Raw genomic sequence first — 25,923 nt, 5'->3', positions numbered from 1 at the left:
ACGATTCGACTTGCCCGCGATGAGGCCCGTATAGACCCTATCAAATCAGAACAGGTCTATCGGCGCCTCATCCGCCGGCAGCGGTGTACCCGGCGCCGTGCCATTGCCCAGTTCATTGACCGATGGAGGCGTCTCTTCAGCCTTGAACAGCTCGAAATAGGCACCTGCAGTACTCGGTGTCGCCGCACGGCCGCTGATCGGGTCTACACGCAGGCTGAGGATGCCTTCAGGCTCTGCCTGGGTGTGTGCCGGCTTGTCCTTCAGGGCTGCACCCATGAAATTCATCCAGATCGGCAGCGCGACGGTACCGCCGAACTCGCGGCGGCCCAGGGTTTCCGGCTGGTCGAAGCCCGTCCAGACGGTGGTCATGTAATCGGCGTTGTAGCCGGAGAACCAGGCGTCCTTGGATTCGTTGGTGGTCCCGGTCTTGCCGGCCAGGTCGCTGCGGCCCAGAGACAGTGCGCGGCGGCCGGTACCGAGTTTGATCACATCTTCAAGCATGCTGTTGAGGATGTAGGTCGTGCGCCCGTCGATAATACGCTCCGCCACGGCCGGAGCCTGGTTCTGGGCAACAGTCTGGGCGACCGGGGTGTTCTCGGTGATGATGGGGGACTCAGGGGCAGGCAAGCCAGCCTGGTCTTCACCCAGTGGCACGCTGGCCGGGTTGGCGACGAACAGGGTCTCGCCGCTGCGGCTTTCGATGCGGTCGATCAGGTACGGACTGACCTTGTAGCCGCCGTTGGCGAAGGTGCTCCAGCCGGTGGCGATTTCCATCGGTGTCAGCGTGGCCGTGCCCAGCGCCAGCGACAGGTTGCGCGGCAAGTCGTCCTTGTTGAAGCCGAACTTGCTGATGTAATCGATGGCCGTGTCGATGCCGAGGGCCTGCAACAGGCGAATCGAGACCATGTTGCGCGACTTGTACAGCGCTTCGCGCATGCGGATCGGGCCGAGGAAGGTGTTGGTGTCGTTCTTCGGGCGCCAGACCTTGTCCAGGTATTCATCGACGAACACGATGGGCGCGTCGTTGACCAGGCTGGAGGCGGTGAAGCCGTTGTCCAGCGCGGCGCTGTAGATGAACGGCTTGAAACTCGAACCCGGCTGGCGCTTGGCCTGCATCGCGCGGTTGTAGTTGCTTTGTTCGAAAGCGAAGCCGCCGACCAGGGCGCGAATGGCACCATTGGTAGGGTCCAGCGAGACCAGTGCACTCTGTGCGGCCGGGACCTGGCTGAACTTCAGGCTGTTATCGGGCAGGCGCTGGACACGGATCAGGTCGCCAACCTGGGCGACATCGCCAGGCTGTTGCGGGGCGCGGCCCTGACTATTGGTGTTCAGGAAGGGGCGAGCCCACTTCATGGTTTCCCAGGCGACATGCTCATCGGTGCCATTGCGGGTCAGCACGCGCAGGCCGCTCTTGTCGACCTGGGTAACGATGACAGGTTCGAGCGTATTCAGCGGTCGTTGCTTGGCCAGTTCCGTCATCCAGGCTTCACGGGTCTTGCCTGGCAGGCGCGATTCAGGGCCGCGATAGCCGTGACGCTGATCGTAGGTGAGCAAGCCGTCGAGAACCGCCTTGTTGGCGATTTCCTGGAGATTGCTCGGTACGGTGGTGGTGACGCGGAACCCTTCGGTGTACGCATCGCTGCCATAGCGGCCGACCATTTCGGCGCGGGCCATTTCGGCGATGTAGGGTGCATTCACTTCCGGGGTCGGGACGTGATAACTGGCATTGATCGGTTCGGCCAGGGCCGCCTGATAGCTGGCCTCGTCGATTTTACCGAGCTTGTACATGCGGCCAAGGATCCAGTCGCGTCGCTCTTTGGCGCGTACCGGGTTGGCCAACGGGTTGAAGCGCGACGGTGCCTTGGGCAGGCCGGCGATCATGGCCATTTGCGCCAGGCTGACATCGCGAATCGATTTGCCGTAGTACACCTGCGCGGCAGCCTCGATCCCGTAGGCGCGGTTGCCCAGGTAGATCTTGTTGACGTACAGCTCGAGGATTTCGTCCTTGGTCAGCTCACGCTCGATCTGCAGGGCCAGCAGGATCTCGCTGGTCTTGCGCGAAAAGCTGCGCTCGCTGCTCAGGAAGAAGTTTTTCGCCACCTGCATGGTGATGGTGCTGCCGCCGGTCTGAATATGCCCGCTCTTGAGCAGCTGGGTGGCGGCCCGCATCAGGCTGCTGGGGTCGACGCCGTAATGATTGGCAAAGTTGTCGTCCTCTGCGGAAAGCAGGGCCTGGATGAAGTGCGGCGGTATGTCTGCGAAGCGGATTGGAGAGCGGCGCATCTCGCCAAACTCGGCGATGAGCTTGCCGTCGCTGCTGTAAACCCTGAGGGGGATCTGCAACTGAATGCTTCTCAGCGACTCTACAGAGGGTAGGCCAGGGCTAAGATACAGAAATGCACCGCTCAAACCGAGCAACAGCCCGCAGAAGACAGCGACGAAAGACCACCAGAAAAACTTCAGCAGGCGTATCAAGGCTTTTGGATTTCCAGATAAAAGATTGGTTTAAGCGCAAGGGCCGGGAAGTCGAAAAAAAGCGCTGGGCATTATAAGCATTTTTCGGCGTTGAGCGTTATTTGCGCAGCTGTCAAGGCTGCTTTTATGGGTTTCGGGTTACAAACGAACGGTAGCTTGCGGAAAAAACAGTAGGGATTGGGTAGTGCTTGGACTCTTCGGCAAGAAAGCCGGTTCACTTTTGGGTATCGATATCAGCGCAACCTCCGTCAAGCTCATTGAGCTGCGCCGGGTCGCCAGCCGCTACAGGGTCGAGGCTTATGCCATCGAACCGTTGCCGGCCAATGCCGTCGTCGAAAGAAACATAGCCGATCCCGAGGTGGTGGGACAGACCCTGGTCAGGGCATTGGCCAAGGCAGGCGCCACTTCAAGGTCGGCTGCCGTGGCTGTTGCGGGTTCGGCCGTGATCATCAAGATCATCGAGCTGCCAGGTGGCCTCTGCGATGACGAGATGGAAGCCCGGATCAGGGTCGAAGCCGATCAATACATTCCCTACCCGCTTGAGGAAGTCGCCATCGACTTTGCCGTCCAGGGGCAATCCCTGCGCCATCAGGGGCGAGTCGACGTGCTGCTGGCTGCTTGCCGCAAGGAGGCTGTCGAAGTGCGTGAGGCTGCGCTGGCCTTGGCGGGCCTGGCCGCGCGGGTGGTTGATGTCGAGGCCTATGCGGTGGAGCGCTGTTTCGCGCTGATTGCTCCGCAGTTGGCCGATGATCCGGGATCAGCGATATGTGCCTTGATCGATATCGGCGTGACCATGACCACGGTGAACATTCTGAGTAGCGGCAGCATCATCCATGCCCGCGAGCTGCTGTTCGGCGCCAGGCAGTTGACCGACGAGGTTCAGCGTCGCTATGGGCTTTCGGCTGCCGAGGCCGGGCTTGCGATCAAGCAGGGCAGTCTGCCGGGTGGTGACTCGGGCGACGTCCTGGGGCCGTTCAAGGAGGCGGTCGTCGAGCAGGTCGCGCGCGCCTTGCAGTTTTTCTTTGCCGGCGGGCAGTTCCACAAGGTCGACTGCATCCTGCTGGCCGGCGGCATTGCTTCGCTGAACGGGCTGGTCGATCTGGTCCAGGAACGGTTGGCGACGGCCACTGTAGTGGCCAACCCCTTTGCCGATATGGCCGTGAGCAGCAAGGTCGATGCCGCTGCGCTCGTCAGCGATGCCCCGGCACTGATGATCGCTTGCGGGCTGGCGCTGCGGAGCTTCGACTGATGGTCAGGATCAATCTGCTGCCGTGGCGCGAGCAGCGTCGCGAAGAGCGCCGCAAGCGTTTTTGGGGCGCAATGGCTGGCGTCGTCCTAGCGGCTGTTGCAATAACCCTGCTGATCAATGAGTACATCGGCGCTGCCATGGATCGGCAAATTGGCCGCAACGCCTATATTCAGCGTGAAATCGACCAGCTCGATGCACAGATCAGTCAGCTCGGCGAGCTCAGGAGTCAGCGTCAGCAACTGCTTGAGCGCATGCAGGTGATCCAGGGCTTGCAGGTCAATCGATCGGTGAACGGCCATCTCTTCGACCAACTGGTGCGTACCTTGCCCGAGGGGGTGTACTTCTCGAGTGTGAGCAAGGTCGGCAAGACCCTGTCGATTTCCGGTACGGCCGAATCCAACAATCGGATCTCGGAACTGATGCGAGGGCTGGAGGCGTCGCCGTGGTTCGCGGTACCCAACCTGATCGAGGTCAAGTCTGCCGGCACCCGTGAAGTGGCCCAGGCCAGCACTTTCAAGTTGACGGTGCGCCAGAGTCCGTCGAGCGCAGCGGGGCAAGCCCAATGAGTTGGTCGCAAAGATTCGCCAGCCTGCGCCGGATCGATGTCCGGGATCTGGATATGCACACCATTGGCGCCTGGCCTGTTGCCGCCAAGGCTGCGATGGGCGGCTTGCTCATGGTTCTGGTGTTGCTGCTGGGGTACAGCTTTCAAATCAAGGCGCAGGTGGAGCTGCTTGAGCACAAGCGGTCAGAGGAAGTCGCATTGAAGGAGCAGTTCGCCAGCAAGGCTATCGAAGCTGCCAATCTCAAGGCTTATGCCGCGCAATTGAACGAAATGGAAACGTCCTTCAGTGCCATGCTCAAACAGTTGCCAGGCGACACTGAAGTGCCCGGACTGCTGGAGGACATCAGCAGGGTGGGCCTGGGCAGTGGCCTGGCGTTTGAAGAGATCAAATTGCTGCCCGAAGAGGCCCGGGCGTTCTATACCGAACTGCCGATCCAGATCACCGTGGTCGGCAGTTACCATGACCTGGCGACCTTTGTCAGTGCCGTAGCGGGCTTGTCGCGCATCGTCACCCTGCACGATTTTCGGATAAAGGCCGATGAGCAGGGCGGCCCGGATTTCTTGCGCATGAGTATTCTGGCCCGGACCTACCGCTACAGCGATCAGGGAGCGGGGCAATGAGGTTCGTCCGTGGTCTGTTGCTGGCCCTGGTTGCGGTGTTGGCAGGCTGCGAGCGCGCAGAAGACTTCAGCGATCTGAAAGCCTGGCTGGACGAGGTCAGGGTCAGGCCAGAGGGTGTTGCCGAACCCTTGCCGGTCTTTGCTCCCTATCAGGCCTTTATCTACAGCGCGACGGCATTGCGCAGCCCTTTCCTGCCCTCGCTGGACAGTGATCCGACCCGGGATCGCAACTTTTCCGGTGAGGTTGCCCCAGACCCGGGCCGGGCCAGGCAGTTTCTCGAAGGGTTCGATATCGAGCAGTTCGAGATGGTCGGCACGCTGTCCAACAGCACGAGTGTCTTCGCCCTGTTGCGCGGCGCCGGGGGCGTCCACAGGGTGAAGGTCGGGGATTACCTGGGGCGTAACGACGGACGGATCGTGTCTATCGGCGATTCGACGGTCGAAGTCGTTGAAATCGTTTCAGATGGTAGAGGAGCGTGGCGCGAGCGACCGCGAACCATTTCCCTCAAGGAGCGCTCTTAAAGGCCTTGAACTTGCGTGGTGAACTCGAACATGAACAGGATTCTATCTGCCGTTGGCGTTGCGCTATGGATAGTGCTGATTTCGCCAGCGGTGCCTGCAACCGACCTCAATGCCCCGGTTGACAGGGCTATCAGCAATGTCGACTTTCAGCGCGGTGACCACGGTGAGGGCAATGTGATCATCGAATTGAGTGATCCGTCCATTAGCCCCGATATCAAGGAGCAGGGCGGAAAAATCCGTGTGGATTTCGCCAGGACTCGCTTGCCAGAGCCGCTTCGCGTGCGACTGGATGTCAAGGATTTCGCGACCCCGGTCCAGTTCATTCGTGCCAGCGCTGTGGCCGATTCTGCCAGCATCAGTATCGAGCCAGGCGGTACCTTCGAGTACTCGGCCTATCAGGCCGACAGCAAGCTGACCATCAGCGTCAGGCCGCTGGGCGACCAGGGGCCGCGGCAGCGCAAGGCTGATCATTTCGCCTATACCGGTGAAAAGCTGTCGTTGAACTTCCAGGACATCCAGGTGCGTTCGGTGCTGCAGTTGATCGCCGATTTCACCAACCTCAACCTGGTTGCCAGCGACACCATCGAGGGTGGCATCACCCTGCGCCTGCAGAATGTGCCATGGGATCAGGCGCTGGACCTGGTGCTCAAGACCAAGGGCCTGGACAAGCGCAAGGTGGGCAATGTGCTGCTGGTGGCCCCTGCCGACGAAATTGCAGCCCGCGAGCGCCAGGAGCTGGAGTCGCAGCAGCAGCTCGCCGAACTGGCGCCGCTGCACCGGGAATTGTTGCAGGTCAACTATGCCAAGGCAGCAGACATTGCCAAGCTGTTCCAATCGGTGACCAACAGCGAAGCACCAGGTCAGGAGCGGGGCTCGATTACGGTCGATGAGCGGACCAACAACATCATTGCCTTTCAGACTCAGGATCGGCTCAACGAACTGCGCAGGATCGTTGCGCAACTGGATATTCCCGTCCGTCAGGTGATGATCGAGGCGCGTATCGTCGAGGCCAACGTCGACTACGACAAGAGCCTGGGGGTGCGCTGGGGTGGGTCGGTCAACCCGGGCGGTGGAAACTGGACGGCGAGCGGGTTGGGCGGCGGCCCTAACGCACCTTTTGTGGACCTGGGCGTCGCCAACGCCACCTCCGGCGTTGGCCTGGGCTTCGTCTCCGATAACGTGTTGCTGGACCTGGAATTGAGTGCGATGGAAAAAACCGGCAACGGTGAAATTGTCTCGCAACCCAAAGTGGTCACCTCTGACAAGGAAACAGCGAAAATCCTCAAGGGCACCGAAGTGCCGTACCAGGAAGCCAGCTCCAGTGGCGCAACCTCGGTCTCGTTCAAGGAGGCCTCGCTGTCGCTGGAGGTCACCCCGCAGATCACCCCGGACAGCCGCATCATCATGGAGGTGAAAGTGACCAAGGATGAGCCGGACTACGTCAATGCGTTGAATGGCGTGCCACCGATCAAGAAAAACGAGGTCAATGCCAAGGTGTTGGTCAACGATGGCGAAACCATCGTCATTGGGGGTGTTTTCTCAAATACTCAAAGTAAAACCGTAGATAAGGTGCCATTTCTTGGCGATGTGCCGTATGTTGGCCGCCTCTTTCGTCGCGATGTCGTGCAAGAGAAAAAATCCGAGCTGCTGGTATTCTTGACTCCGCGTATCATGAATAACCAGGCGATTGCTGTGAGTCGTTGATTCTGTGCGAAATTTGATACTTGTTGGGCCAATGGGTGCTGGCAAAAGCACCATTGGTCGCTTGCTGGCCAAAGAGCTTCGGCTGCCGTTCAAGGATTCCGATAAGGAAATTGAGCTGCGCACCGGCGCCAATATTCCGTGGATCTTCGACAAAGAAGGCGAACCGGGTTTTCGTGATCGCGAGCAGGCGATGATCGCCGAGCTGTGCGCGTGTGATGGCGTGGTGCTGGCAACGGGTGGCGGTGCCGTCATGCGCGATGCCAACCGAGCGGCATTGCATGCCGGCGGGCGTGTGGTTTATCTGCATGCGTCCGTCGAGCAGCAGGTCGGGCGCACCGCGCGCGATCGCAATCGCCCGCTGTTGCGCACGGCAGACCCTGCCGCGACGCTGCGTGCCTTGCTCGAGGTTCGTGATCCGCTCTATCGGGAAATTGCCGATCTGGTGGTGGAGACCGACGAGCGGCCGCCACGCATGGTCGTTCTGGATATCCTGGAGCGGCTGCAACAGTTGCCGCCCCGGTAGCCCTTGAGCGCCGGTGCGATTACGCTATTCTCGTCGATCGGTCATGGGGTGACCGGTCGTGCCGCGGGGTCAGGTGCTTCGACCCTGCGCTCTACCATTACTGTGGGGAAACATGCAGACACTTAAGGTCGAACTTGGCGAACGTAGCTACCCGATCCACATTGGCGAAGGCCTGCTGGATCAACCCGAGCTGCTGGCGCCGCACATTGCCGGGCGCCAGGTAGCCATCGTTTCCAACGAGACTGTCGCACCCTTGTACCTGGAACGACTGGCCCGTTCGCTCAATGCATATTCGGTCTTGCCGGTGATTCTGCCCGATGGCGAGTCGTTCAAGAACTGGGAAACCCTGCAGCTGATTTTCGATGCTCTCCTGACGGCGCGCCATGACCGCCGTACCACGGTCATCGCGCTGGGTGGCGGAGTCATCGGCGACATGGCCGGTTTCGCGGCCGCCTGCTACCAGCGCGGCGTGGACTTCATCCAGGTGCCGACGACCTTGCTCTCGCAGGTGGACTCGTCCGTCGGCGGCAAGACCGGGATCAACCACCCACTGGGCAAGAACATGGTCGGTGCCTTCTATCAGCCCAATGCCGTGCTGATCGATACCTCGACCCTGAACTCCTTGCCGGCCCGCGAGTTGTCGGCAGGCCTGGCTGAGGTGATCAAGTACGGTCTGATCTGCGACGAGCCGTTCCTGACCTGGCTGGAAGAGAACGTCGACGCCCTGCGCGCGCTCGACCAGAGCGCCCTGACCGTGGCCATCCAGCGCTCCTGTGCGGCCAAGGCGGCCGTGGTCGGCGCCGATGAGCGCGAGTCGGGCGTGCGCGCTACCCTCAACCTGGGGCACACCTTCGGTCACGCCATCGAGACCCATATGGGGTATGGTGTCTGGCTTCATGGTGAGGCTGTGGCGGCCGGTACCGTGATGGCGCTGGAAATGTCCATGCGCCTGGGCTGGATCACCCGGCAGGAACGTGATCGCAGTATCCGTCTGTTCCAGCGGGCCGACCTGCCGGTGGTGCCGCCACAAGAAATGACGCCTGAGCATTTTCTGGAGCATATGGCAGTCGACAAGAAAGTGATCGATGGCCGTATGCGCCTGGTGTTGTTGCGTCACATCGGCGAAGCCGTAGTGACCGACGACTATCCGAAAGACGTTCTTCAGGCCACCCTGGCTGCGGATTACCGCGCCATCGTGGCTCAGCTTTGAGGTTAATGAGAGTTCAATGACTAGTCTGCACGCCGACGAGGCCTTTCTCGGCCATTACCAGTTGAATCATGACCCCTTTGCAGCGCGGGTGCCGGGCTTCAAGTTTTTCCCGGCCCAGCGCAAGCCGGTACTTGGACAATTGCACCATCTGGCGCGTTACAGCCAGCTGTTGCTGGTGGTGACCGGGCCCAATGGCAGTGGCAAGACCCTGCTGCGTCAGGCGTTGGTGGCCAGTACCAACAAGCAGTCGGTGCAGAGTGTGGTGGTTTCGGCGCGTGGAGCGTCCGACGCTGCCAGCGTGTTGACGCAAGTCGCCCAGTCCCTGAACGTGGCCAAGGCAGACGTGCAGGACATTCTCGAGCAGGTCGTGCAGTTGGCGCTGACCGGCCAGGAAGTCTATCTGCTGGTCGATGACGCGGAACAACTCGACGAGTCCGCACTCCAAGCGTTGCTGGCCTTGGCCGCGGGTACGCCGGAAGGTCGTCCCCATGTGTTCCTGTTTGGCGAGTCGTCACTGATCGACGGGCTGGAGCAGATCAGTGCCGAGCAAGAGCATTTCCATGTCATCGAGCTGCAGCCGTATAGCGCCGATGAGACCCGTGAATACCTGTCCCAGCGTCTTGAAGGGGCGGGACGCGGCATCGAAGTGTTCAATAGTCAGCAGATTGCCGATATCCACGAAAACTCCGAAGGCTGGCCCGGTGCGATCAACCAGGTCGCCCGGGATGCAATGATCGAAGCCATGATCGCTAGCCGCTCGGCGGTGAAGCGTCCGACTATGGGGTTCAAAATGCCGAAAAAACACGTGCTGGCGTTGTCTGCGGTAGTTGTCGTTGCTGTCGCTGCAGCCTGGGTGCTTCCAGGGCGCAATGCCGACAAGGCGGGCAATGGTGCTGCACCGGCCGAGCAGGCCGGGTTGCCGCTCGGGCAGGGGCAGCCATCTGCTGCAAAATCGAACAATGAGGGTAACCCGGCCATCGAATTCGCCGGCTCTTCCCAGCCGATGCCGTTGCCGCTGGTTGGGCAATCGCAACCCGTCATGCGCGGCCCATTGGCCGAGGCGGCCGGCATGGGCGATGGCGATGAGGCGGGGCCAGCGGGTCAAACTGCACTGCAGCCACCGACCGTGACCACTGTTGCACCACCGGCGGGCGTTGCGGCCGGCCCTGCGCCGACGCCAGTCCCGACTCCTGCTGCCAAGCCTGCTCCAGCTCCGGCGCCCGTTGCTGCGGCAAAGCCGGTTGCACCTGCGGCCAAGCCTGCACCGGTACAAGTTGCAACCGCCAAGCCTGCGGTCAAGCCCGCCGAGAAGCCCGCTGCAGCGGCCAAACCGGCTGCCGGCGGTAGCTGGTACGCTGGCCAGGCACCGGGCAACTATGTCGTGCAGATACTCGGTACCAGCTCCGAAACCACTGCCCAGTCCATCGTGCGCGAGCAGGGTGGCGACTATCGCTACTTCAAGAAAAACCTGCAGGGCAAGCCGCTGTATGTCGTGACCTACGGCAACTTCGCCAACCGCGCCGCTGCACTTGCGGCCATCAAGGCCTTGCCAGCCAAGGTCCAGGCTGGTAAACCTTGGCCTCGTACTGTCGCCAGTATCCAACAGGAACTGTCGGCAACCCGCTAAAGGCCCGGTGACACCACCCCCGTCACCTGCTGAGCGTCTCCTGAATCGAAACCCAAGCCTGCTGCGTTGAACGCGGCAGGCTTCGGTGTCCCAGACTGTTGGTCACAAGCCATTGCAGTCCAGGCTGATAAGCTTCAGACTCAAGCAGAAGTTGCTATCACAACAAGCTGCAAAAAAAGTTCAAATATGCGACATGGGTTTGTGCGATTTCGTCGCCAAATTTGTGGGCTCCCCTGTCGCTGTGTACAATGAGCTCCCTTTTGCCCCCGCAAAGCTGGCGTTCGTTCGGCGTGGATGGTAAGTGGTTGAATTAAAAAGAAATTTGCCTCGGTGAGAGGCAAGCCTGGTGAGAAAGTGTCTATGAAAACAGGTCTGTACCATCCAGAAGAATTCAAGGATAACTGTGGTTTTGGCCTGATCGCCCATATGACGGGCGAGCCCAGTCACCACTTGTTGCAAACGGCCATCGAGGCCCTGACCTGCATGACCCACCGCGGTGGGATCAACGCTGACGGCAAGACCGGTGACGGTTGCGGCCTGCTGATGCAGAAGCCGGATCAGTTCCTGCGCGCAGTGGCCAAAGACCACTTCGGCAGCGACTTGCCCAAGCAATATGCCGTCGGCATGGTGTTCTTCAATCAGGACAACGCCAAGGCCCAGGCTGCTCGCGAGAACATGGACCGTGAGATCCTGGCCGCAGGCCTGCAGCTGGTCGGCTGGCGCAAAGTGCCGATCGACACCAGCGTGCTGGGTCGCCTGGCGCTCGAGCGCCTGCCGCAGATCGAACAGGTGTTCATCGGTGGCGAAGGCCTCAGCGATCAGGAATTCGCGATCAAGCTGTTCAGTGCCCGTCGCCGTTCGTCGGTTGCCAACGCGGCCGATGCCGACCATTACATCTGCAGCTTTTCGCACAAGACCATCATCTATAAAGGTCTGATGATGCCGGCCGACCTGGTCGCCTTCTATCCGGACCTGGGTGACGAGCGCCTGAAAACCGCGATTGCCGTTTTCCACCAGCGCTTCTCCACCAACACCCTGCCGAAGTGGCCGCTGGCGCAGCCGTTCCGCTTCCTCGCCCACAACGGCGAGATCAACACCATCACCGGCAACCGCAACTGGGCCCAGGCCCGTCGCACCAAGTTCGCCAACGAGTTGATCCCCGATCTGGAAGAGCTTGGCCCGCTGGTCAACCGCGTGGGCTCCGACTCCTCGAGCATGGACAACATGCTCGAACTGATGGTTACCGGTGGCATCGACCTGTTCCGTGGCGTGCGGATGATCATTCCGCCGGCGTGGCAGAACGTCGAGACCATGGACTCCGATCTGCGTGCCTTCTACGAATACAACTCCATGCACATGGAAGCGTGGGATGGCCCGGCCGGCGTGGTCTTGACCGAAGGTCGCCATGCGGTCTGCCTGCTCGACCGTAACGGCCTGCGTCCGGCGCGCTGGGTCACCACCAAGAATGGCTACATCACCCTGGCATCGGAAATCGGTGTCTGGAACTACAAGCCGGAAGACGTGATCGCCAAGGGCCGTGTCGGGCCTGGGCAGATCTTTGCCGTGGATACCGAGACCGGTCAGATCCTCGACACTGACGCCATCGACAATCGCCTGAAGTCGCGCCACCCGTACAAGCAGTGGCTGCGCCAGAATGCCTTGCGCATCCAGGCGACCCTGGTCGATGACCAGGGCGAGGCGAGCTACGATGCCGACCAGCTCAAGCAATACATGAAAATGTTCCAGGTCACCTTCGAGGAGCGTGACCAGGTGCTGCGGCCGTTGGCCGAGCAGGGCCAGGAAGCGGTCGGCTCCATGGGTGATGACACCCCGATGGCGGTCCTGTCCCAGCGTGTGCGTTCGACCTTCGACTATTTCCGTCAGCAGTTCGCGCAGGTCACCAACCCGCCGATCGACCCGCTGCGCGAAGCCATCGTCATGTCGCTGGAAATCTGCCTCGGTGCCGAGCGCAATATCTTCCAGGAATCGCCAGAGCACGCGACTCGCGTGATCCTCAGCTCGCCGGTCATTTCGCCGGCCAAGTGGCGCTCGCTGATGAACCTCGACCTACCGGGCTTCGAGCGTCATGTCATCGACCTCAACTACGACGAGAGCGTCGGTCTTGAAGCGGCTGTTCGCAACATCGCCGACCAGGCCGAAGAGGCCGTGCGTTCGGGCAAGAGCCAGCTGGTGCTGACCGACCGTCACATCGGCCCGGGCAAGCTGCCGGCCCACGCCTCGCTGGCCGTTGGTGCCGTCCACCACCGTCTGACCGAAAAAGGCCTGCGCTGCGACAGCAACATCCTGGTCGAAACCGCTACCGCCCGTGACCCGCATCACTTTGCCGTGCTGATCGGCTTCGGTGCCTCGGCGGTCTACCCGTACCTGGCGTACGAAGTGCTGGCTGACCTGATCCGCACCGGCGAAGTGCTCGGTGACCTGGATGAAGTGTTCAAGTACTACCGCAAAGGCATCTCCAAGGGCCTGCTGAAGATCCTGTCGAAGATGGGTATCTCCACCATCGGTTCCTACCGTGGCGCGCAGCTGTTCGAAGCCGTTGGTCTGTCCGAGGAAGTGGTCGACCTGAGCTTCCGTGGCGTGGCCAGCCGCTTGAAAGGCGCCCGCTTCGTCGACATCGAGAGCGAGCAGAAACTGCTCGCGGATCAAGCCTGGAACAACCGCAAGCCGATCCAGCAGGGCGGTCTGCTCAAGTTCGTCTACGGCGGCGAGTACCACGCGTACAACCCGGACGTGGTCAACACCTTGCAAGCTGCCGTGCAGCAGGGCGACTACAGCAAGTTCAAGGAATACACCGCACTGGTCGACAATCGTCCGGTCTCGATGATCCGCGACCTGCTCAAGGTGAAAACCCTGGAGCAGCCACTGGCGATCGACGAGGTCGAGCCGCTGGATGCGATCCTCAAGCGTTTCGACTCGGCAGGCATCTCGCTCGGCGCCCTGTCGCCAGAGGCTCACGAAGCCCTGGCCGAGGCCATGAACCGCCTCGGCGCGCGCTCGAACTCCGGTGAGGGCGGTGAAGACCCTGCTCGCTACGGCACCATCAAAAGCTCGAAAATCAAGCAGGTCGCCACCGGCCGCTTCGGTGTCACCCCGGAATACCTGGTCAACGCCGAAGTGCTGCAGATCAAGGTTGCCCAGGGCGCCAAGCCGGGTGAAGGCGGGCAACTGCCTGGCGGCAAGGTCAACGGCCTGATCGCCAAGCTGCGCTATGCAGTGCCCGGCGTGACCCTGATCTCGCCACCGCCGCACCACGACATCTATTCGATCGAAGACTTGTCGCAGCTGATTTTCGACCTCAAGCAGGTCAACCCATCGGCCCTGGTGTCGGTGAAGCTGGTAGCGGAAGCGGGCGTGGGCACCATCGCCGCCGGTGTTGCCAAGGCCTATGCCGACCTGATCACCATCTCCGGCTACGATGGCGGTACCGGCGCTTCGCCGCTGACCTCGATCAAGTACGCCGGCGCGCCATGGGAGCTGGGCCTGGCTGAAACCCACCAGACCTTGCGCGGCAACGACCTGCGCGGCAAGGTCCGGGTACAGACCGACGGCGGCCTGAAAACCGGCCTGGACGTGATCAAGGCAGCCATTCTCGGCGCCGAGAGCTTCGGCTTCGGCACCGCACCGATGATCGCGCTGGGCTGCAAATACCTGCGTATCTGCCACCTGAACAACTGCGCCACGGGCGTTGCGACCCAGAACGACAAGCTGCGCAAGGACCACTACATCGGTACCGTCGACATGGTGGTGAACTTCTTCACCTACGTTGCCGAAGAGACCCGCGAGTGGCTGGCCAAGCTGGGCGTGCGCAGCCTGGGCGAGCTGATCGGTCGCACCGACCTGCTGGAAATCCTGCCGGGCGAGACCGCCAAGCAACAGCACCTGGACCTGACCCCGTTGTTGGGCAGCGAGCATGTTCCGGCCGACAAGCCGCAGTTCTGCGAAGTCGACCGTAACCCGCCATTCGACAAAGGCCTGCTGGCCGAGAAGATGGTGGCGATGGCCAAGCCGGCAATCAACGACCTCAGCGGTGCCGAGTTCGCGCTGGAAATCTGCAACTGCGACCGCTCCATCGGTGCGCGTATTTCCGGTGAAATTGCACGTGCACACGGCAACCAGGGCATGGCCAAGGCGCCGATCACCTTCCGCTTCAAGGGCACTGCAGGGCAGAGCTTCGGGGTGTGGAACGCCGGTGGCTTGAACATGTACCTGGAAGGCGATGCCAACGATTACGTGGGCAAGGGCATGACCGGCGGCAAACTGGTGATCGTGCCGCCTGCCGGCAGCCCGTTCAAGACCCAGGAAAGTGCCATCATCGGCAACACCTGCCTGTACGGTGCAACCGGCGGCAAGCTGTTTGCCGCAGGTACCGCAGGCGAGCGTTTCGCCGTGCGTAACTCCGGCGCCCACACCGTCGTGGAAGGCACTGGCGATCACTGCTGCGAATACATGACAGGCGGTTTCGTCTGCGTGCTGGGCAAGACCGGTTACAACTTCGGCTCCGGCATGACCGGTGGTTTCGCCTACGTGCTGGACATGGACAACAGCTTCGTTGACCGGGTCAACCACGAACTGGTGGAAATCCAGCGGATCACCGGCGAAGCGATGGAAGCGTACCGCAGCCATCTGCAACGCGTACTCGCCGAATACGTCGAGGAAACCGGCAGCGAATGGGGCCGCGACATCTGGGAAAACCTGGATGACTACGCGCGCCGCTTCTGGTTGGTCAAGCCCAAGGCTGCCAACCTGAAGAACCTGCTGTCCAGCACCCGTGCCAACCCGCAGTGATATGCGCCTGAAGAGTTTGATGAGGTTTTAACATGGCTGAACGTCTGAGTAATGACTTCCAGTTCATCGAGGTCGGGCGCAAGGATCCGAAGAAGAAACTGTTGCGTCAACGCAAGAAAGAATTCGTAGAAATCTACGAACCCTTCAAACCGGCGCAGGCCTGCGACCAGGCGCACCGTTGCCTGGGTTGCGGCAACCCGTACTGCGAATGGAAGTGCCCGGTGCACAACTTCATTCCGAACTGGCTCAAGCTGGTGTCGGAAGGCAACATCCTGGCGGCTGCCGAGCTGTCGCACCAGACCAACACCCTGCCGGAAGTCTGCGGCCGGGTTTGTCCGCAGGATCGTCTGTGCGAGGGTGCCTGCACCCTCAACGACGGTTTTGGCGCAGTCACCATCGGTTCGGTGGAGAAATACATCACCGACACCGCCTTTGCCATGGGCTGGCGTCCGGACATGTCCAAGGTCAAGCCGACCGGCAAGCGTGTCGCGGTGATCGGCGCGGGCCCTGCGGGTCTGGGCTGTGCCGACGTGCTGGTGCGCGGTGGTGTGACCCCGGTGGTGTTCGACAAGAATCCGGAAATCGGTGGCCTGCTGACCTTCGGCATCCCCGAGTTCAAGCTGGAAAAGACCGTGCTGAGCAATCGTCGCGAAGTCTTCACTGGCATGGGCATCGAGTTCCGCCTGAACACCGAAGTGGGCAAGGACATCAGCGTCGAGCAGTTGTTGGAAGAGTTCGATGCCGTGTTCATGGGCATGGGCACCTACACCTACATGAAGGGCGGCTTCGCCGGTGAAGACTTGCCGGGCGTGCATGACGCACTGGACTTCCTGATCGCCAACGTCAACCGCAACCTGGGCTTTGAAAAGTCGCCGGAAGATTTCGTCGACATGAAAGGCAAGCGGGTCGTGGTGCTGGGCGGTGGCGACACCGCGATGGACTGCAACCGCACCTCGATTCGCCAGGGCGCCAAGGCGGTGACCTGTGCCTATCGTCGTGACGAGGCGAACATGCCGGGCTCGCGCAAGGAAGTGAAGAACGCCAAGGAAGAAGGGGTCAAGTTCCTCTACAACCGCCAGCCGATTGCCATTGTTGGTGAAGACAAGGTCGAAGGCGTCAAGGTGGTCGAGACCCGTCTCGGCGAGCCGGACGCCCGTGGCCGTCGCAGCCCCGAGCCGATCCCGGGTTCCGAAGAAGTCATCCCGGCCGACGCCGTGGTTATCGCTTTCGGTTTCCGCCCGAGCCCAGCGCCGTGGTTCGAGCAGTTCAGCATCCAGACCGACAGCCAGGGCCGCGTTGTCGCGCCTGAGCAAGGTCAGTTCAAGCACCAGACCAGCAACCCGAAAATCTTTGCCGGTGGCGACATGGTGCGCGGTTCGGACCTGGTGGTAACCGCGATCTTCGAAGGCCGTAACGCCGCCGAAGGGATTCTGGATTACCTGGGCGTCTAAGCAACAGCCCTCGTTCCCACGCTCTGCGTGGGAATGCCTGGTCTGACGCTCCGCGTTTCGACGCAGAGCGTCGGTGGATGGATTCCCACGCGGAGCGTGGGAACCAGAAGGCTGGAATCCGCGACAAATTGACCCGATGGACAAAAGGCACGGCTATAGCCGTGCCTTTTGCGTTGCTCTCTGAGAAAATGCCCCCACTTTTTCCCCGGATGCCGACATGACTGCCCTGAAGAACGACCGTTTCCTTCGTGCCCTGCTCAAGCAACCCGTAGACGTCACCCCGGTGTGGATGATGCGCCAGGCGGGTCGTTACCTGCCGGAGTACCGCGCCAGCCGTGCCAAGGCCGGTGACTTCATGAGCCTGTGCATGAACCCGGCGTTCGCCTGCGAAGTCACGCTGCAGCCGCTGGACCGCTATCCACAACTGGATGCGGCGATCCTGTTCTCGGACATCCTGACCATCCCCGATGCCATGGGCCAGGGACTGTACTTCGAGACCGGCGAAGGCCCGCGCTTCAAGAAAGTCGTCAGCACCCTCGCTGACATCGAAGCCTTGCCGATCCCTGATCCGCAGAAAGATCTGGGTTACGTGATGGATGCGGTCAGCACCATCCGCCGCGAACTCAATGGCCGTGTCCCGCTGATCGGTTTCTCCGGCAGCCCCTGGACCCTGGCCACCTACATGGTCGAAGGCGGTTCGTCGAAAGACTTCCGCAAGACCAAGGCCATGCTCTACGACAACCCGCAAGCCATGCACCTGCTGCTGGACAAGCTGGCCCAGTCGGTCACCTCGTACCTCAACGGCCAGATCCTCGCCGGTGCCCAGGCCGTGCAGATTTTCGACACCTGGGGCGGCAGCCTCTCGGCGGCGGCGTACCAGGAATTCTCCCTGGCCTACATGCGCAAGATCGTCAGCGGTCTGATCCGCGAACACGATGGCCGCAAAGTCCCGGTCATCCTGTTCACCAAGAATGGCGGCCTGTGGCTGGAAAGCATCGCCGATGCCGGGGCCGATGCCCTCGGCCTGGACTGGACCTGCGATATCGGCCAGGCCCGTCAGCGCGTCGGCAGCAAAGTCGCCCTGCAAGGCAACATGGACCCGACCGTGCTCTATGCCAAGCCAGAAGCCATTCGGGCTGAAGTGGCACGTATCCTGGCCAGTTATGGCGAGGGTTCGGGTCATGTCTTCAACCTGGGGCACGGTATTACCCCGGAAGTCGATCCGGCGCATGCCGGTGCGTTCATCAGTGCGGTGCACGAGTTTTCGGCGCAGTACCATCGCTGATCCGGTTACCGGAACTGCCGTCAGCCTGCAACGGGCTGGCGGCAGATAACAGTGATACTTTATTCCAAGTTGTAGATTCTCCAATTACCTGAAGATTTTTCCTACATCCTTTCTTAGGCCTATTCCCTATTCTCTTTGGCCTGAGCAAATGCTTCCAGCGCACTATGTCGGCATCTGAGTTGTTGCTGAACCTTTCAAGTAATTCATGGTTCCAGTCAATCGTTGCGCCAATGTGAAATATTTGCCTCTTTCTCCACGTGGTTCGTTGTTTTTACTGTTTGTTGGCAGTCTGTAAATTTTAATGATTGGGAATGGTGAATTAGATGGATATAAAAGTTGGCGTTAACAGGAAGTTACTCGGGGGCTTGTCTTCTGCAGCTGTCATTGGCGTGATGCTTTTGCCGCAACAGGCACAGGCTCATGGTTACGCCAGTGAGCCGCCATCGCGTGCCTTTGCGTGTCGTCAGGGCCTGAATAATGACTGCGGTGGCGCTCAGTATGAGCCTCAAAGCGTTGGGGAGACCGACAAGGGATTTCCGGCCCGAGGGCCGGTTGATGGCAAGATAGCCAGTGGCGGGCACGCGAATTTCGCCGCGCTTGACGTGCAAACGGCCAATCGCTGGTACCTGACCGAGATCAGGGATCGAAATGTTGAGTTCGCCTGGCAGTATACATTGGGCCACAGAACGACCGGCTGGGAATACTTCATCACCAAGACCGGCTGGAATCCGAACCAGCCACTGAGTCGTGAGGCGTTCGAATTGACTCCGTTCTGTGCTGTGGACGGTGGCGGCGTGTCGCCGGTCGAGAGTTCGTCAGGCAATGGGCCGGGCAAGGAAAAGCATCGTTGCACCTTGCCAGCCGACCGTAACGGCCAGCACGTCATCCTCGGCGTGTGGACCATCGACGATACTGCGGCGGCCTTTTACAACGTCATGGACGTCAATATCGTGACCGAAGGTGGTCCCGGTGAACCTGCTCCGGGCTGGAACGAGGTCGGTAACATTCAGCCCCATCGCGAGCTGCAGGTGGGCGACAAGGTCAAGGCGCGTGCCTTTGTCGGGGGCGTCGAAAGTGCACAATACAGTGCCCAGATCAGCATCGATTCTGCCGACGAGGGCCTGCCGCAGAATTGGTCGTTGAAGCTCGCACAGCGGATCAACGACACACAAACGCTGGTACGTGCCGGTGTGCGTGATGCCAATGGCAATATCTCGCCGATCCAAGGCGCCAACACCATCTTCGCCCAGCCTGCCAGCGGTATCAGCAGCTATGAACTGGCTTACGATGTACTGCCAGGCGACGAAGCGTATCTGCATATTCATGGCCTCAAGCCGGAATATGCGCTGGCGGACGGGAAAACCACGGTTGATTTCTCGGTCATGACCAACAAGAAGCTGCAGGTCACCGCGACATTGTTCGACGCCGCCAACCAGCAGGTTGGTTTCGCACGCCAGGAGGTCAATGCGACCACTGCGCCTTTGAGCCTTGAAGCCAGTGCGGCTCCCGGCCGCCACTTGCTCAAGCTGGTGGGTATCAGCAAGCAGGGACGCATCGCGCTGCAGGAAGAGCGCTATGTCGAACTCAAAAGCGGTGATGCGGGCGGTGAGTATGATCATATCTACCCTGAAGGCATGAGCACATACAAAGCCGGGGACCGGGTATTGCAACCGAAGTCGGGTGAAGTTTTCGAGTGCAAACCATTTCCTGCTGAAGGCTGGTGCCGAATCTATTCGCCGTCGGCCAATCACTACGAGCCAGGTACCGGCTCTAACTGGCAGGACGCCTGGATCGCGCGTTAATCAAGTTCTAACGCACGCCGCAGAGGGACGGCCCTGCTCAGGGTCGTCCTGTATATTCCGGGTCGGGTAATGAATAACTTCAAATACACTTGGCAACAGGTAGTGTTGCATTGGATTTCGGCGGTGGTAATTTTATGGGCGCTGATTTCAGGTTTTTATGTTGCATTGGTTCCGGTCTCGTTCGAAGTTAAAAACATTGTTTCCTTCGTTAATGTTTCGGTGACCGCTTTATTTATTCCCGTATTTTGTGTGCGCTGGTATTACCGGCACACGACTGCACAGTCTGTCGACGCAATGGGTAACAACAACGGGCGTTTAGCACATTGCGTTCATGAAAGCATTTATTGGGTCACGGCAATTGTCCTGGTCACCGGTGTTTTGATGATGGACAGGCCGATGGATATCTTTGGTTGGGTTCAACTGTCGCAGGTGCTGACGGACGCTCTGTGGCTGGCTTGGTTCAAATGGGTGCACATCGCTGCGTGTGCCGTGCTGGCGGGGCTGGTGTCGTTGCATATCTGCGCGGTAATCATGCACGAGCTCAGTGGCAGGCGTTTGCTCAAGCGCATGTTCTTTTAGCCGGCATGAAAATGTGGAAAGGCTTGCCCTGGATCACGCCGGTGTTGATTGCTGGTTCATTGTTGGCCTGGCGCGAAAAGGCTTTTCGCGACGCACTTGTGACCCCAGTCCACACAGCGTTGACGACAGACCGGCCGGCGTCGATCCAACAGCCACTGGCCGGAACGGCGATTACGCTCGCGTTTGGTCTATCGCCGCCAGGCCAAGCCACGCAGAGCGCCGAAAACCTGAAGCTTAAAGCCTGTTTCGTTTCAAGCCTGGGTGACTCGCGTGCCTTGCTTGCCGACAGCACGACCGAACGCATCTACCGGGTCGGAGATCGCCTGCCGGGTGGCAGTGTGTTACGGCGCATCGAGTATCAATCGGTGGTGCTGTGGCGCAGCGGGCGCGAAGAAGTATTGCCGCTGGTTCCATCTGGCGAGCGACTGTTTCGCGCTGTGCGCAGCGATGACACTCAGCAGGCAGCCCCAGCGCCGACCCTGTTTTTCCAGTCCTATCAACTTGACGCGGAAAGCCGATGAATTCGAGTAAATCCGGGCTGCTTCGCCCATTGCTGCCACTGGGGCTGGGGTTATGCCTGATGACCTCCGCTGCCGCGGCCGAGGAGGCAGCCTGGCAACTGGCGATGAATGACGTGGAAATCCGCGACGTCGTCCGTGAGGTGGGCTCCATCCTCGACCAGACCATTATTCTCGACCCCAGGGTTCAAGGTCGCATCACCGTGTTCTCCAGCGAGCGTCTGGAGCGCGAAGGCGTGCGGCGCCTGTTCTATTCGGTGCTCAATGCCCAGGGCTTCGCCGCCGTGAATGATGGCGACCGTTTGTTGATCATTCCGGCTGCCGAAGCCAAGGCATGGGCGAACCAGCAGGCTTCCGGGATATCGACGGCGTTCACCACTCAAGTATTTGAGCTGAGCAACAGTGTGGCCGCGGATCTGGCCGGGCTGCTTCGCCCCCTGGTTTCGACCAATGGCTATATCGGCCCGTCGTCGTCGGCCAATGCCCTGGTGGTTACCGATTCGCAAGCCAACCTGCAACGCGTGGCCCGATTGATCAGCGAGCTAGATGGTGGTCAACAACATGAGCATGAGCTGGTGCAGTTGCGCCATGCCGTGGCGGCCGATCTGGTCAAGATCATTGAAACTTCGCTTGGCAAGGGCGATTCCACTATTCGAGTACTGGCCGATACGCGCGGCAACCGGCTGTTGATCCTGGGGCCTGCCAAGGTCCGGCAGCGGCTGGCGCGTCTCGCGCGCTCACTGGATACACCTTCCCACACAACGGCGCACAACTGGCGGGTGATTCGGCTGCGTCACGCCGACGCCGGGCAATTGGCAGAGATCCTTGGCGAAGTTGGCAAGCGGCTGGATGGCAAGGACAAGCCCGATGATTCCAGGCGAAACGACACGGCCGGGCAAGCAATGGTCAGGGCCGATGAAAGTCAGAACGCCCTGATCCTGATCGCGGACCCACAGCAGATACGCTCCATCGAGCAAATCGTCGAACAGCTCGATCAGCCGCGCGCACAGGTACTGATACACGCCGCTATCGTTGAGGTCAGCGGCGACATCTCTGAAGCACTCGGCTTGCAGTGGGGCATCAATCGTGGAGACTTCACGGGCGGGGTGAATTTTCCTGACAGCGGTATTTCACTGCCTGGCCTTCTCGGCGGAGCCGATTCGGTGCTGCCCAGCGGCGCCGCCCTGGCGATCGGTTCGGATCGCTTTGCCGTGCTGATCTCGGCCCTGGCGAGCAATACCCGCAGCAATCTGTTGTCGACGCCAAGCCTGCTGACCCTGGACAACCAGGAGGCCGAAATCCTGGTCGGCCAGAACGTGCCCTTCCAGACGGGGTCTTACACCACTTCCGGCAACGGTGCGGATAACCCCTTTACCACGGTAGAGCGCAAGGACATCGGCATCAGCCTGAAGATCAAACCGCATATCAATGACGGTACCAGCCTTCGCCTGGAAGTTGAGCAGGAAAGCTCGGAAGTCGCCCCGAGTCGAGTAAACACCGACATCATCACCAACAAACGCGCGCTCAAAAGCACCATTCTCGCTGCGGACGGGGAGATCATCGTCATCGGTGGCCTGATCAAGGACACCGTGCGCACGGAACATCGTTCGGTGCCACTGCTTGGCCGTTTGCCATTGATTGGAGGGCTGTTCCGCTGGAATCGCGATACTCAGGAAAAGACCAACCTGATGGTGTTTCTGCGGCCAACCATCGTGCGTAGCCATGAGGCACTGATCCAGTCCAGTCGTCAGACCTATGACAATCTGCGTCAAAGCGGCGAAGACCAGGGGCTGCCGCAGGATGCTCGGGATATTTTCGACGGTCGGCGCCAGACCGCTCCAAAAACACTGGAAGGCCGGCCTTGAAGCATTCTTTGCCGTTCAGCTTCGCCCGGCGCCACGGCATAGTCCTGGATGAAAGCGCAACGGGTCCATGCCTGTTGTTACGCGAGGATGCGTCACTGACCGCACTGAGCGAAGCACGCCGTCTGCTTGGTTCGCATTGGCCATTGCGCAGGGTCGATGAGCCGACGTTCGCCAGGCATCTGGCGGCCGGTTATAGCGCAGGTCAGGATGCAGCCGAGGATGTGGCCCTGGGCCTGGACCAGCAGATGGACCTCAGGCGCCTGGCCGAGCAGCTGCCGCAAACTTCGGACCTGCTCGAGCAGCAGGACGACGCTCCCATCATCCGCCTGCTCAATGCGCTGCTCAGTGAAGCGGTGCGCGCCAAGGCCTCCGATATTCATCTGGAAACCTTCGAGCAGGAGCTACGGGTGCGTTTGCGCATCGACGGCGTATTGCGCGAGATCCTGCGCCCACGCCGTGAGCTGGCGGCACTGCTGGTGTCGCGAATCAAGGTCATGGCGCGGTTGGACATCGCCGAAAAGCGCATCCCCCAGGATGGTCGGCTGAGCCTGCGTCTGGCCGGACATGAAGTGGATGTCAGGGTGTCGACCTTGCCTTCGGCCCATGGCGAACGGGTGGTCCTGCGCCTGCTCGACAAACAGGCCGTGCGCCTGGAGGTCGATCAACTGGGAATGCCGGGTGACATCCAGGAGCGCTTCATGCAGGTGCTGGGCAAGCCCCATGGAATCTTCCTGGTCACCGGGCCCACTGGCTCCGGCAAAACCACAACGTTATACACGGCACTTTCCCTGCTCAATGACATTTCACGCAACATCCTGACGGTCGAAGATCCGGTCGAGTATCACCTGCCCGGCATCGGCCAGACGCAGGTCAACCCAAAAGTCGAGATGACCTTTGCCCGCGGCCTGCGGGCCATTCTGCGGCAGGACCCGGACGTGGTCATGGTCGGAGAAATTCGTGACCGCGAAACGGCGGATATCGCCGTGCAGGCATCGCTGACGGGGCATCTTGTGCTGTCGACGCTGCACACCAACAGTGCCGTGGGTGCTATTACCCGTCTGGCGGACATGGGTGTCGATACCTGCCTGCTCGCGTCCTCGCTGGTTGGCGTGCTGGCCCAGCGGCTGGTGCGTACGCTTTGCCCAAACTGCAAGCGCGAGCATCCGACCGATAGTGCAAGCCTCGCGCGCCTTGGGGGAGCAGCGCTTGCTCCGGCACGAATTTTCAAGGCGCAGGGTTGTACCGACTGCCAACAAGGGTACAGCGGCCGAACGGCCCTCTACGAGATGATCGTGGTCAACCCGGCGCTGGCACAGTCAATCTATGCCCGGGCCTCGGAAGCAGACATGCTGCAGGTGATACGCCAGGATTGCCCAAGCCTGTTTCACCATGGACTGCAGCTGCTGCACCAGGGACGCACTAGCGTCGAGGAGCTGCTGCGGGTCACGGTGCAGGATTAGCCATGCCCATGTTCAGGTACCGAGCCGAAGATGCCGCAGGCAAACCTTGTCGAGGCGTGCAGGAAGCCCAGAGCGCCAGGCATGCCCGACAATTGTTGCGTGAGCGCGGCTTGTCGATTCAGTCGATGCGAGTCGCCAGTGGAGTGGGAATCGGTCGCCTTTTAAAAAACGATGGCCTGAATGCGGCAGAACGCGCGCTGGTGACCCGTCAGTTGGCAACGCTGCTGCAGGCGGCCATGCCGCTGGCCGAAGCGCTGCGGGCAGTGGCTGCGCAAAGTGAAAAGCGTCGGGTACAGCATTTGATCCTGGCGGTGGGCGAGCGTGTCAGCGAAGGCTATGGATTGGCCCAGGCCCTGCTGTCGTATCCACAGGCATTTCCCCCGGTGTACTGCGCCACGGTCGCTGCCGCTGAACGTTCCGGGCACCTGGCCCAGGTATTCGAGCGCCTGGCCGACCATACCGAAAACCAGCAAGTGGTCCGCCAGCGTGTCCAGCTGGCATTGGTCTATCCCTTGATCCTGCTCTTCGCTTCGCTGCTGATCGTGGCCTTTCTGCTGGGCTATGTGGTGCCCGATGTGGTGCAGGTTTTTGTGCACGGCCAGCAGGAGTTGCCGGCGATGACCCGAGTGCTGATGGCACTCAGCGAGGGAACGCGGCGTTACGGTTTGTCGGTTGTCGCCCTGGTGGCTGGCAGTCTGGTTCTGGCGCGCTGGGCCCTGCGCGAACCCTCCCGGCGAGCGCGCTGGCACAGTCTGCTGCTGAACATGCCGCTCTGTGGCGCACTGGTGCGCAGCATTGAAGCTGCGCGCTTTATCGGCACTCTGGCAATTCTTGGCAAGAGCGGAGTACCGCTGGCTGATGCGATGCACATTGCTGCAGCCGTGGTTGGCAATCTGGCGGTGCGCCAGCGCTTGGCAGAAGCCGCTCGGGCGGTAAGCGAAGGCACAACCCTGGCAAGCAGCCTGGAGCACAGCCAAACCCTGCCGCCATTGATGCTGCACATGATTGCCAGCGCCGAGCGTGCCGGCGAACTGGACGGGATGCTCGAGCGCGCCGCCGACCTTCAGGAAAAACTGCTGGCGGGTCGTATCACGTTGGCCGTCAGTCTTTTCGAACCCCTGATGTTGGTACTGATGGGCGCCGTGGTGTTGTTCATCGTGCTGGCCATCCTCATGCCCATTCTCAACCTCAACCAACTGGTCAACTGACATGCCTATACGTCGCCTGGCGCCCCTCAATGCGCAACGTGGTTTCACCCTGATCGAGATCATGGTCGTGGTCGTGATCCTTGGCGTTCTTGGCGCCCTGGTGCTGCCCAACGTCATGAACCGGCCGGATCAGGCCAAGGCGACTGCTGCGCGCGCCGACATCCAGTCCATCGCCACGGCGCTCGAGATCTACCGACTGGATAACGCTCGTTATCCCAGTACGGGACAGGGGCTCGAAGCGCTGGCCAAGCAACCGACATTGGCGCCATTGCCAAGAAACTGGAGCCCCCAGGGCTACCTCAAGAGCGTGCCGGTCGACCCTTGGGGAACGCCTTATCAATACCTCAACCCGGGACTGAAATCGCCTGAGTCCTACGATCTGTACTCCTATGGTGCCGATGGGCAGGCCGGGGGTGAGGGACTCGACGCTGAAATCGGCAATTGGGCCGATTGA

Annotated in this window: 18 protein-coding genes and 1 pseudogene; 18 read left to right on the top strand and 1 reads right to left on the bottom strand. The window is 60.7% G+C overall.

Annotation, left to right across the window (positions count from 1 at the left end; translation table 11 throughout):
• Positions 1 to 45: 45 nt before the first annotated feature.
• Entirely contained in the window at positions 46 to 2,472 is a 2,427-nt protein-coding gene (locus tag F2S13_RS01000) for a penicillin-binding protein 1A (protein ID WP_425500203.1), read from the bottom strand.
• 187 nt (positions 2,473 to 2,659) lie between these two features.
• Between F2S13_RS01000 and pilM the strand changes: the two genes are divergently transcribed.
• The 18 genes and pseudogenes from pilM (at position 2,660) to gspG (ending at position 25,923) form a co-directional block, all read left to right on the top strand.
• Positions 2,660 to 3,724 (top strand): type IV pilus assembly protein PilM, encoded by a 1,065-nt coding sequence (pilM, locus tag F2S13_RS00995; RefSeq protein WP_166358093.1) that lies wholly within the window; start codon positions 2,660 to 2,662, stop codon positions 3,722 to 3,724.
• Complete coding sequence (locus F2S13_RS00990; RefSeq protein ID WP_166358091.1) at positions 3,724 to 4,290, top strand: PilN domain-containing protein; 567 nt, start codon at positions 3,724 to 3,726, stop codon at positions 4,288 to 4,290. Before pilM ends, F2S13_RS00990 begins: the two co-directional genes overlap by 1 nt.
• Positions 4,287 to 4,910, top strand: a complete 624-nt coding sequence (locus tag F2S13_RS00985; protein WP_166358089.1) for a type IV pilus inner membrane component PilO — start codon at positions 4,287 to 4,289, stop codon at positions 4,908 to 4,910. Before F2S13_RS00990 ends, F2S13_RS00985 begins: the two co-directional genes overlap by 4 nt.
• A complete protein-coding gene (locus tag F2S13_RS00980; protein ID WP_166358087.1) occupies positions 4,907 to 5,431 on the top strand; it encodes a pilus assembly protein PilP in 525 nt (174 codons plus the stop codon). Before F2S13_RS00985 ends, F2S13_RS00980 begins: the two co-directional genes overlap by 4 nt.
• A gap of 114 nt (positions 5,432 to 5,545) precedes the next feature.
• Positions 5,546 to 7,135, top strand: a pseudogene (locus tag F2S13_RS00975) (type IV pilus secretin PilQ); the annotation flags it as partial.
• 4 nt (positions 7,136 to 7,139) lie between these two features.
• A complete protein-coding gene (aroK, locus tag F2S13_RS00970; RefSeq protein ID WP_166358085.1) occupies positions 7,140 to 7,658 on the top strand; it encodes a shikimate kinase AroK in 519 nt (172 codons plus the stop codon).
• Between the two features lie 112 nt (positions 7,659 to 7,770).
• Positions 7,771 to 8,868 (top strand): 3-dehydroquinate synthase, encoded by a 1,098-nt coding sequence (gene aroB / locus F2S13_RS00965; RefSeq protein WP_166358083.1) that lies wholly within the window; start codon positions 7,771 to 7,773, stop codon positions 8,866 to 8,868.
• A gap of 16 nt (positions 8,869 to 8,884) precedes the next feature.
• A complete protein-coding gene (locus F2S13_RS00960; protein ID WP_166358081.1) occupies positions 8,885 to 10,495 on the top strand; it encodes an AAA family ATPase in 1,611 nt (536 codons plus the stop codon).
• A 360-nt stretch (positions 10,496 to 10,855) separates the two neighbouring features.
• Positions 10,856 to 15,301, top strand: a complete 4,446-nt coding sequence (gltB, locus tag F2S13_RS00955; protein ID WP_166358079.1) for a glutamate synthase large subunit — start codon at positions 10,856 to 10,858, stop codon at positions 15,299 to 15,301.
• A 32-nt stretch (positions 15,302 to 15,333) separates the two neighbouring features.
• On the top strand, positions 15,334 to 16,752 hold the full coding sequence (locus F2S13_RS00950; protein WP_166358077.1) for an FAD-dependent oxidoreductase: 1,419 nt from the start codon (positions 15,334 to 15,336) through the stop codon (positions 16,750 to 16,752).
• Positions 16,753 to 16,969: 217 nt separating this feature from the next.
• The gene (hemE, locus tag F2S13_RS00945) at positions 16,970 to 18,037 is read left to right on the top strand and encodes a uroporphyrinogen decarboxylase (RefSeq protein ID WP_166358076.1); all 1,068 of its coding nucleotides are present in this window, start codon (positions 16,970 to 16,972) and stop codon (positions 18,035 to 18,037) included.
• Between the two features lie 323 nt (positions 18,038 to 18,360).
• Positions 18,361 to 19,839 carry an N-acetylglucosamine-binding protein GbpA gene (gbpA, locus tag F2S13_RS00940; protein WP_166358074.1) on the top strand — a complete coding sequence of 493 codons (1,479 nt, stop codon included), beginning with the start codon at positions 18,361 to 18,363 and terminating at the stop codon, positions 19,837 to 19,839.
• Between the two features lie 69 nt (positions 19,840 to 19,908).
• Positions 19,909 to 20,418 carry a cytochrome b/b6 domain-containing protein gene (locus F2S13_RS00935; RefSeq protein WP_166358072.1) on the top strand — a complete coding sequence of 170 codons (510 nt, stop codon included), beginning with the start codon at positions 19,909 to 19,911 and terminating at the stop codon, positions 20,416 to 20,418.
• 5 nt (positions 20,419 to 20,423) lie between these two features.
• Positions 20,424 to 20,939, top strand: coding sequence for a type II secretion system protein N (locus F2S13_RS00930; RefSeq protein ID WP_246237671.1), 516 nt, complete (start codon positions 20,424 to 20,426; stop codon positions 20,937 to 20,939).
• A complete protein-coding gene (gene gspD / locus F2S13_RS00925) occupies positions 20,936 to 22,801 on the top strand; it encodes a type II secretion system secretin GspD (RefSeq protein ID WP_166358070.1) in 1,866 nt (621 codons plus the stop codon). The genes F2S13_RS00930 and gspD overlap by 4 nt, the downstream gene beginning before the upstream one ends.
• Positions 22,798 to 24,261 carry a type II secretion system ATPase GspE gene (gspE, locus tag F2S13_RS00920; protein ID WP_166358068.1) on the top strand — a complete coding sequence of 488 codons (1,464 nt, stop codon included), beginning with the start codon at positions 22,798 to 22,800 and terminating at the stop codon, positions 24,259 to 24,261. Before gspD ends, gspE begins: the two co-directional genes overlap by 4 nt.
• Before the next feature lie 2 nt (positions 24,262 to 24,263).
• Positions 24,264 to 25,469 (top strand): type II secretion system inner membrane protein GspF, encoded by a 1,206-nt coding sequence (gene gspF, locus F2S13_RS00915; RefSeq protein WP_166358066.1) that lies wholly within the window; start codon positions 24,264 to 24,266, stop codon positions 25,467 to 25,469.
• 1 nt (position 25,470) lies between these two features.
• The gene (gene gspG, locus F2S13_RS00910; protein WP_166358064.1) at positions 25,471 to 25,923 is read left to right on the top strand and encodes a type II secretion system major pseudopilin GspG; all 453 of its coding nucleotides are present in this window, start codon (positions 25,471 to 25,473) and stop codon (positions 25,921 to 25,923) included.

The organism is Pseudomonas akapageensis (genome assembly GCF_011355085.1).
GTDB classification, from domain to species: Bacteria; Pseudomonadota; Gammaproteobacteria; order Pseudomonadales; family Pseudomonadaceae; genus Aquipseudomonas; species Aquipseudomonas akapageensis.
This window is presented reverse-complemented; position numbering and strand designations above follow the sequence as displayed.

Bases quoted from the DNA above. Each gene is read 5' to 3' on its own strand.
- gltB (WP_166358079.1), top strand. From the start codon at position 10,856: ATGAAAACAGGTCTGTACCATCCAGAAGAATTCAAGGATAACTGTGGT.
- F2S13_RS00985 (WP_166358089.1), top strand. From the start codon at position 4,287: ATGAGTTGGTCGCAAAGATTCGCCAGCCTGCGCCGGATCGATGTCCGG.
- gspG (WP_166358064.1), top strand. From the start codon at position 25,471: ATGCCTATACGTCGCCTGGCGCCCCTCAATGCGCAACGTGGTTTCACC.
- gspD (WP_166358070.1), top strand. From the start codon at position 20,936: ATGAATTCGAGTAAATCCGGGCTGCTTCGCCCATTGCTGCCACTGGGG.
- gbpA (WP_166358074.1), top strand. From the start codon at position 18,361: ATGGATATAAAAGTTGGCGTTAACAGGAAGTTACTCGGGGGCTTGTCT.
- F2S13_RS00990 (WP_166358091.1), top strand. From the start codon at position 3,724: ATGGTCAGGATCAATCTGCTGCCGTGGCGCGAGCAGCGTCGCGAAGAG.
- F2S13_RS00980 (WP_166358087.1), top strand. From the start codon at position 4,907: ATGAGGTTCGTCCGTGGTCTGTTGCTGGCCCTGGTTGCGGTGTTGGCA.
- aroB (WP_166358083.1), top strand. From the start codon at position 7,771: ATGCAGACACTTAAGGTCGAACTTGGCGAACGTAGCTACCCGATCCAC.
- hemE (WP_166358076.1), top strand. From the start codon at position 16,970: ATGACTGCCCTGAAGAACGACCGTTTCCTTCGTGCCCTGCTCAAGCAA.
- F2S13_RS00930 (WP_246237671.1), top strand. From the start codon at position 20,424: ATGAAAATGTGGAAAGGCTTGCCCTGGATCACGCCGGTGTTGATTGCT.
- F2S13_RS00960 (WP_166358081.1), top strand. From the start codon at position 8,885: ATGACTAGTCTGCACGCCGACGAGGCCTTTCTCGGCCATTACCAGTTG.
- gspF (WP_166358066.1), top strand. From the start codon at position 24,264: ATGCCCATGTTCAGGTACCGAGCCGAAGATGCCGCAGGCAAACCTTGT.
- F2S13_RS00950 (WP_166358077.1), top strand. From the start codon at position 15,334: ATGGCTGAACGTCTGAGTAATGACTTCCAGTTCATCGAGGTCGGGCGC.
- F2S13_RS00935 (WP_166358072.1), top strand. From the start codon at position 19,909: ATGAATAACTTCAAATACACTTGGCAACAGGTAGTGTTGCATTGGATT.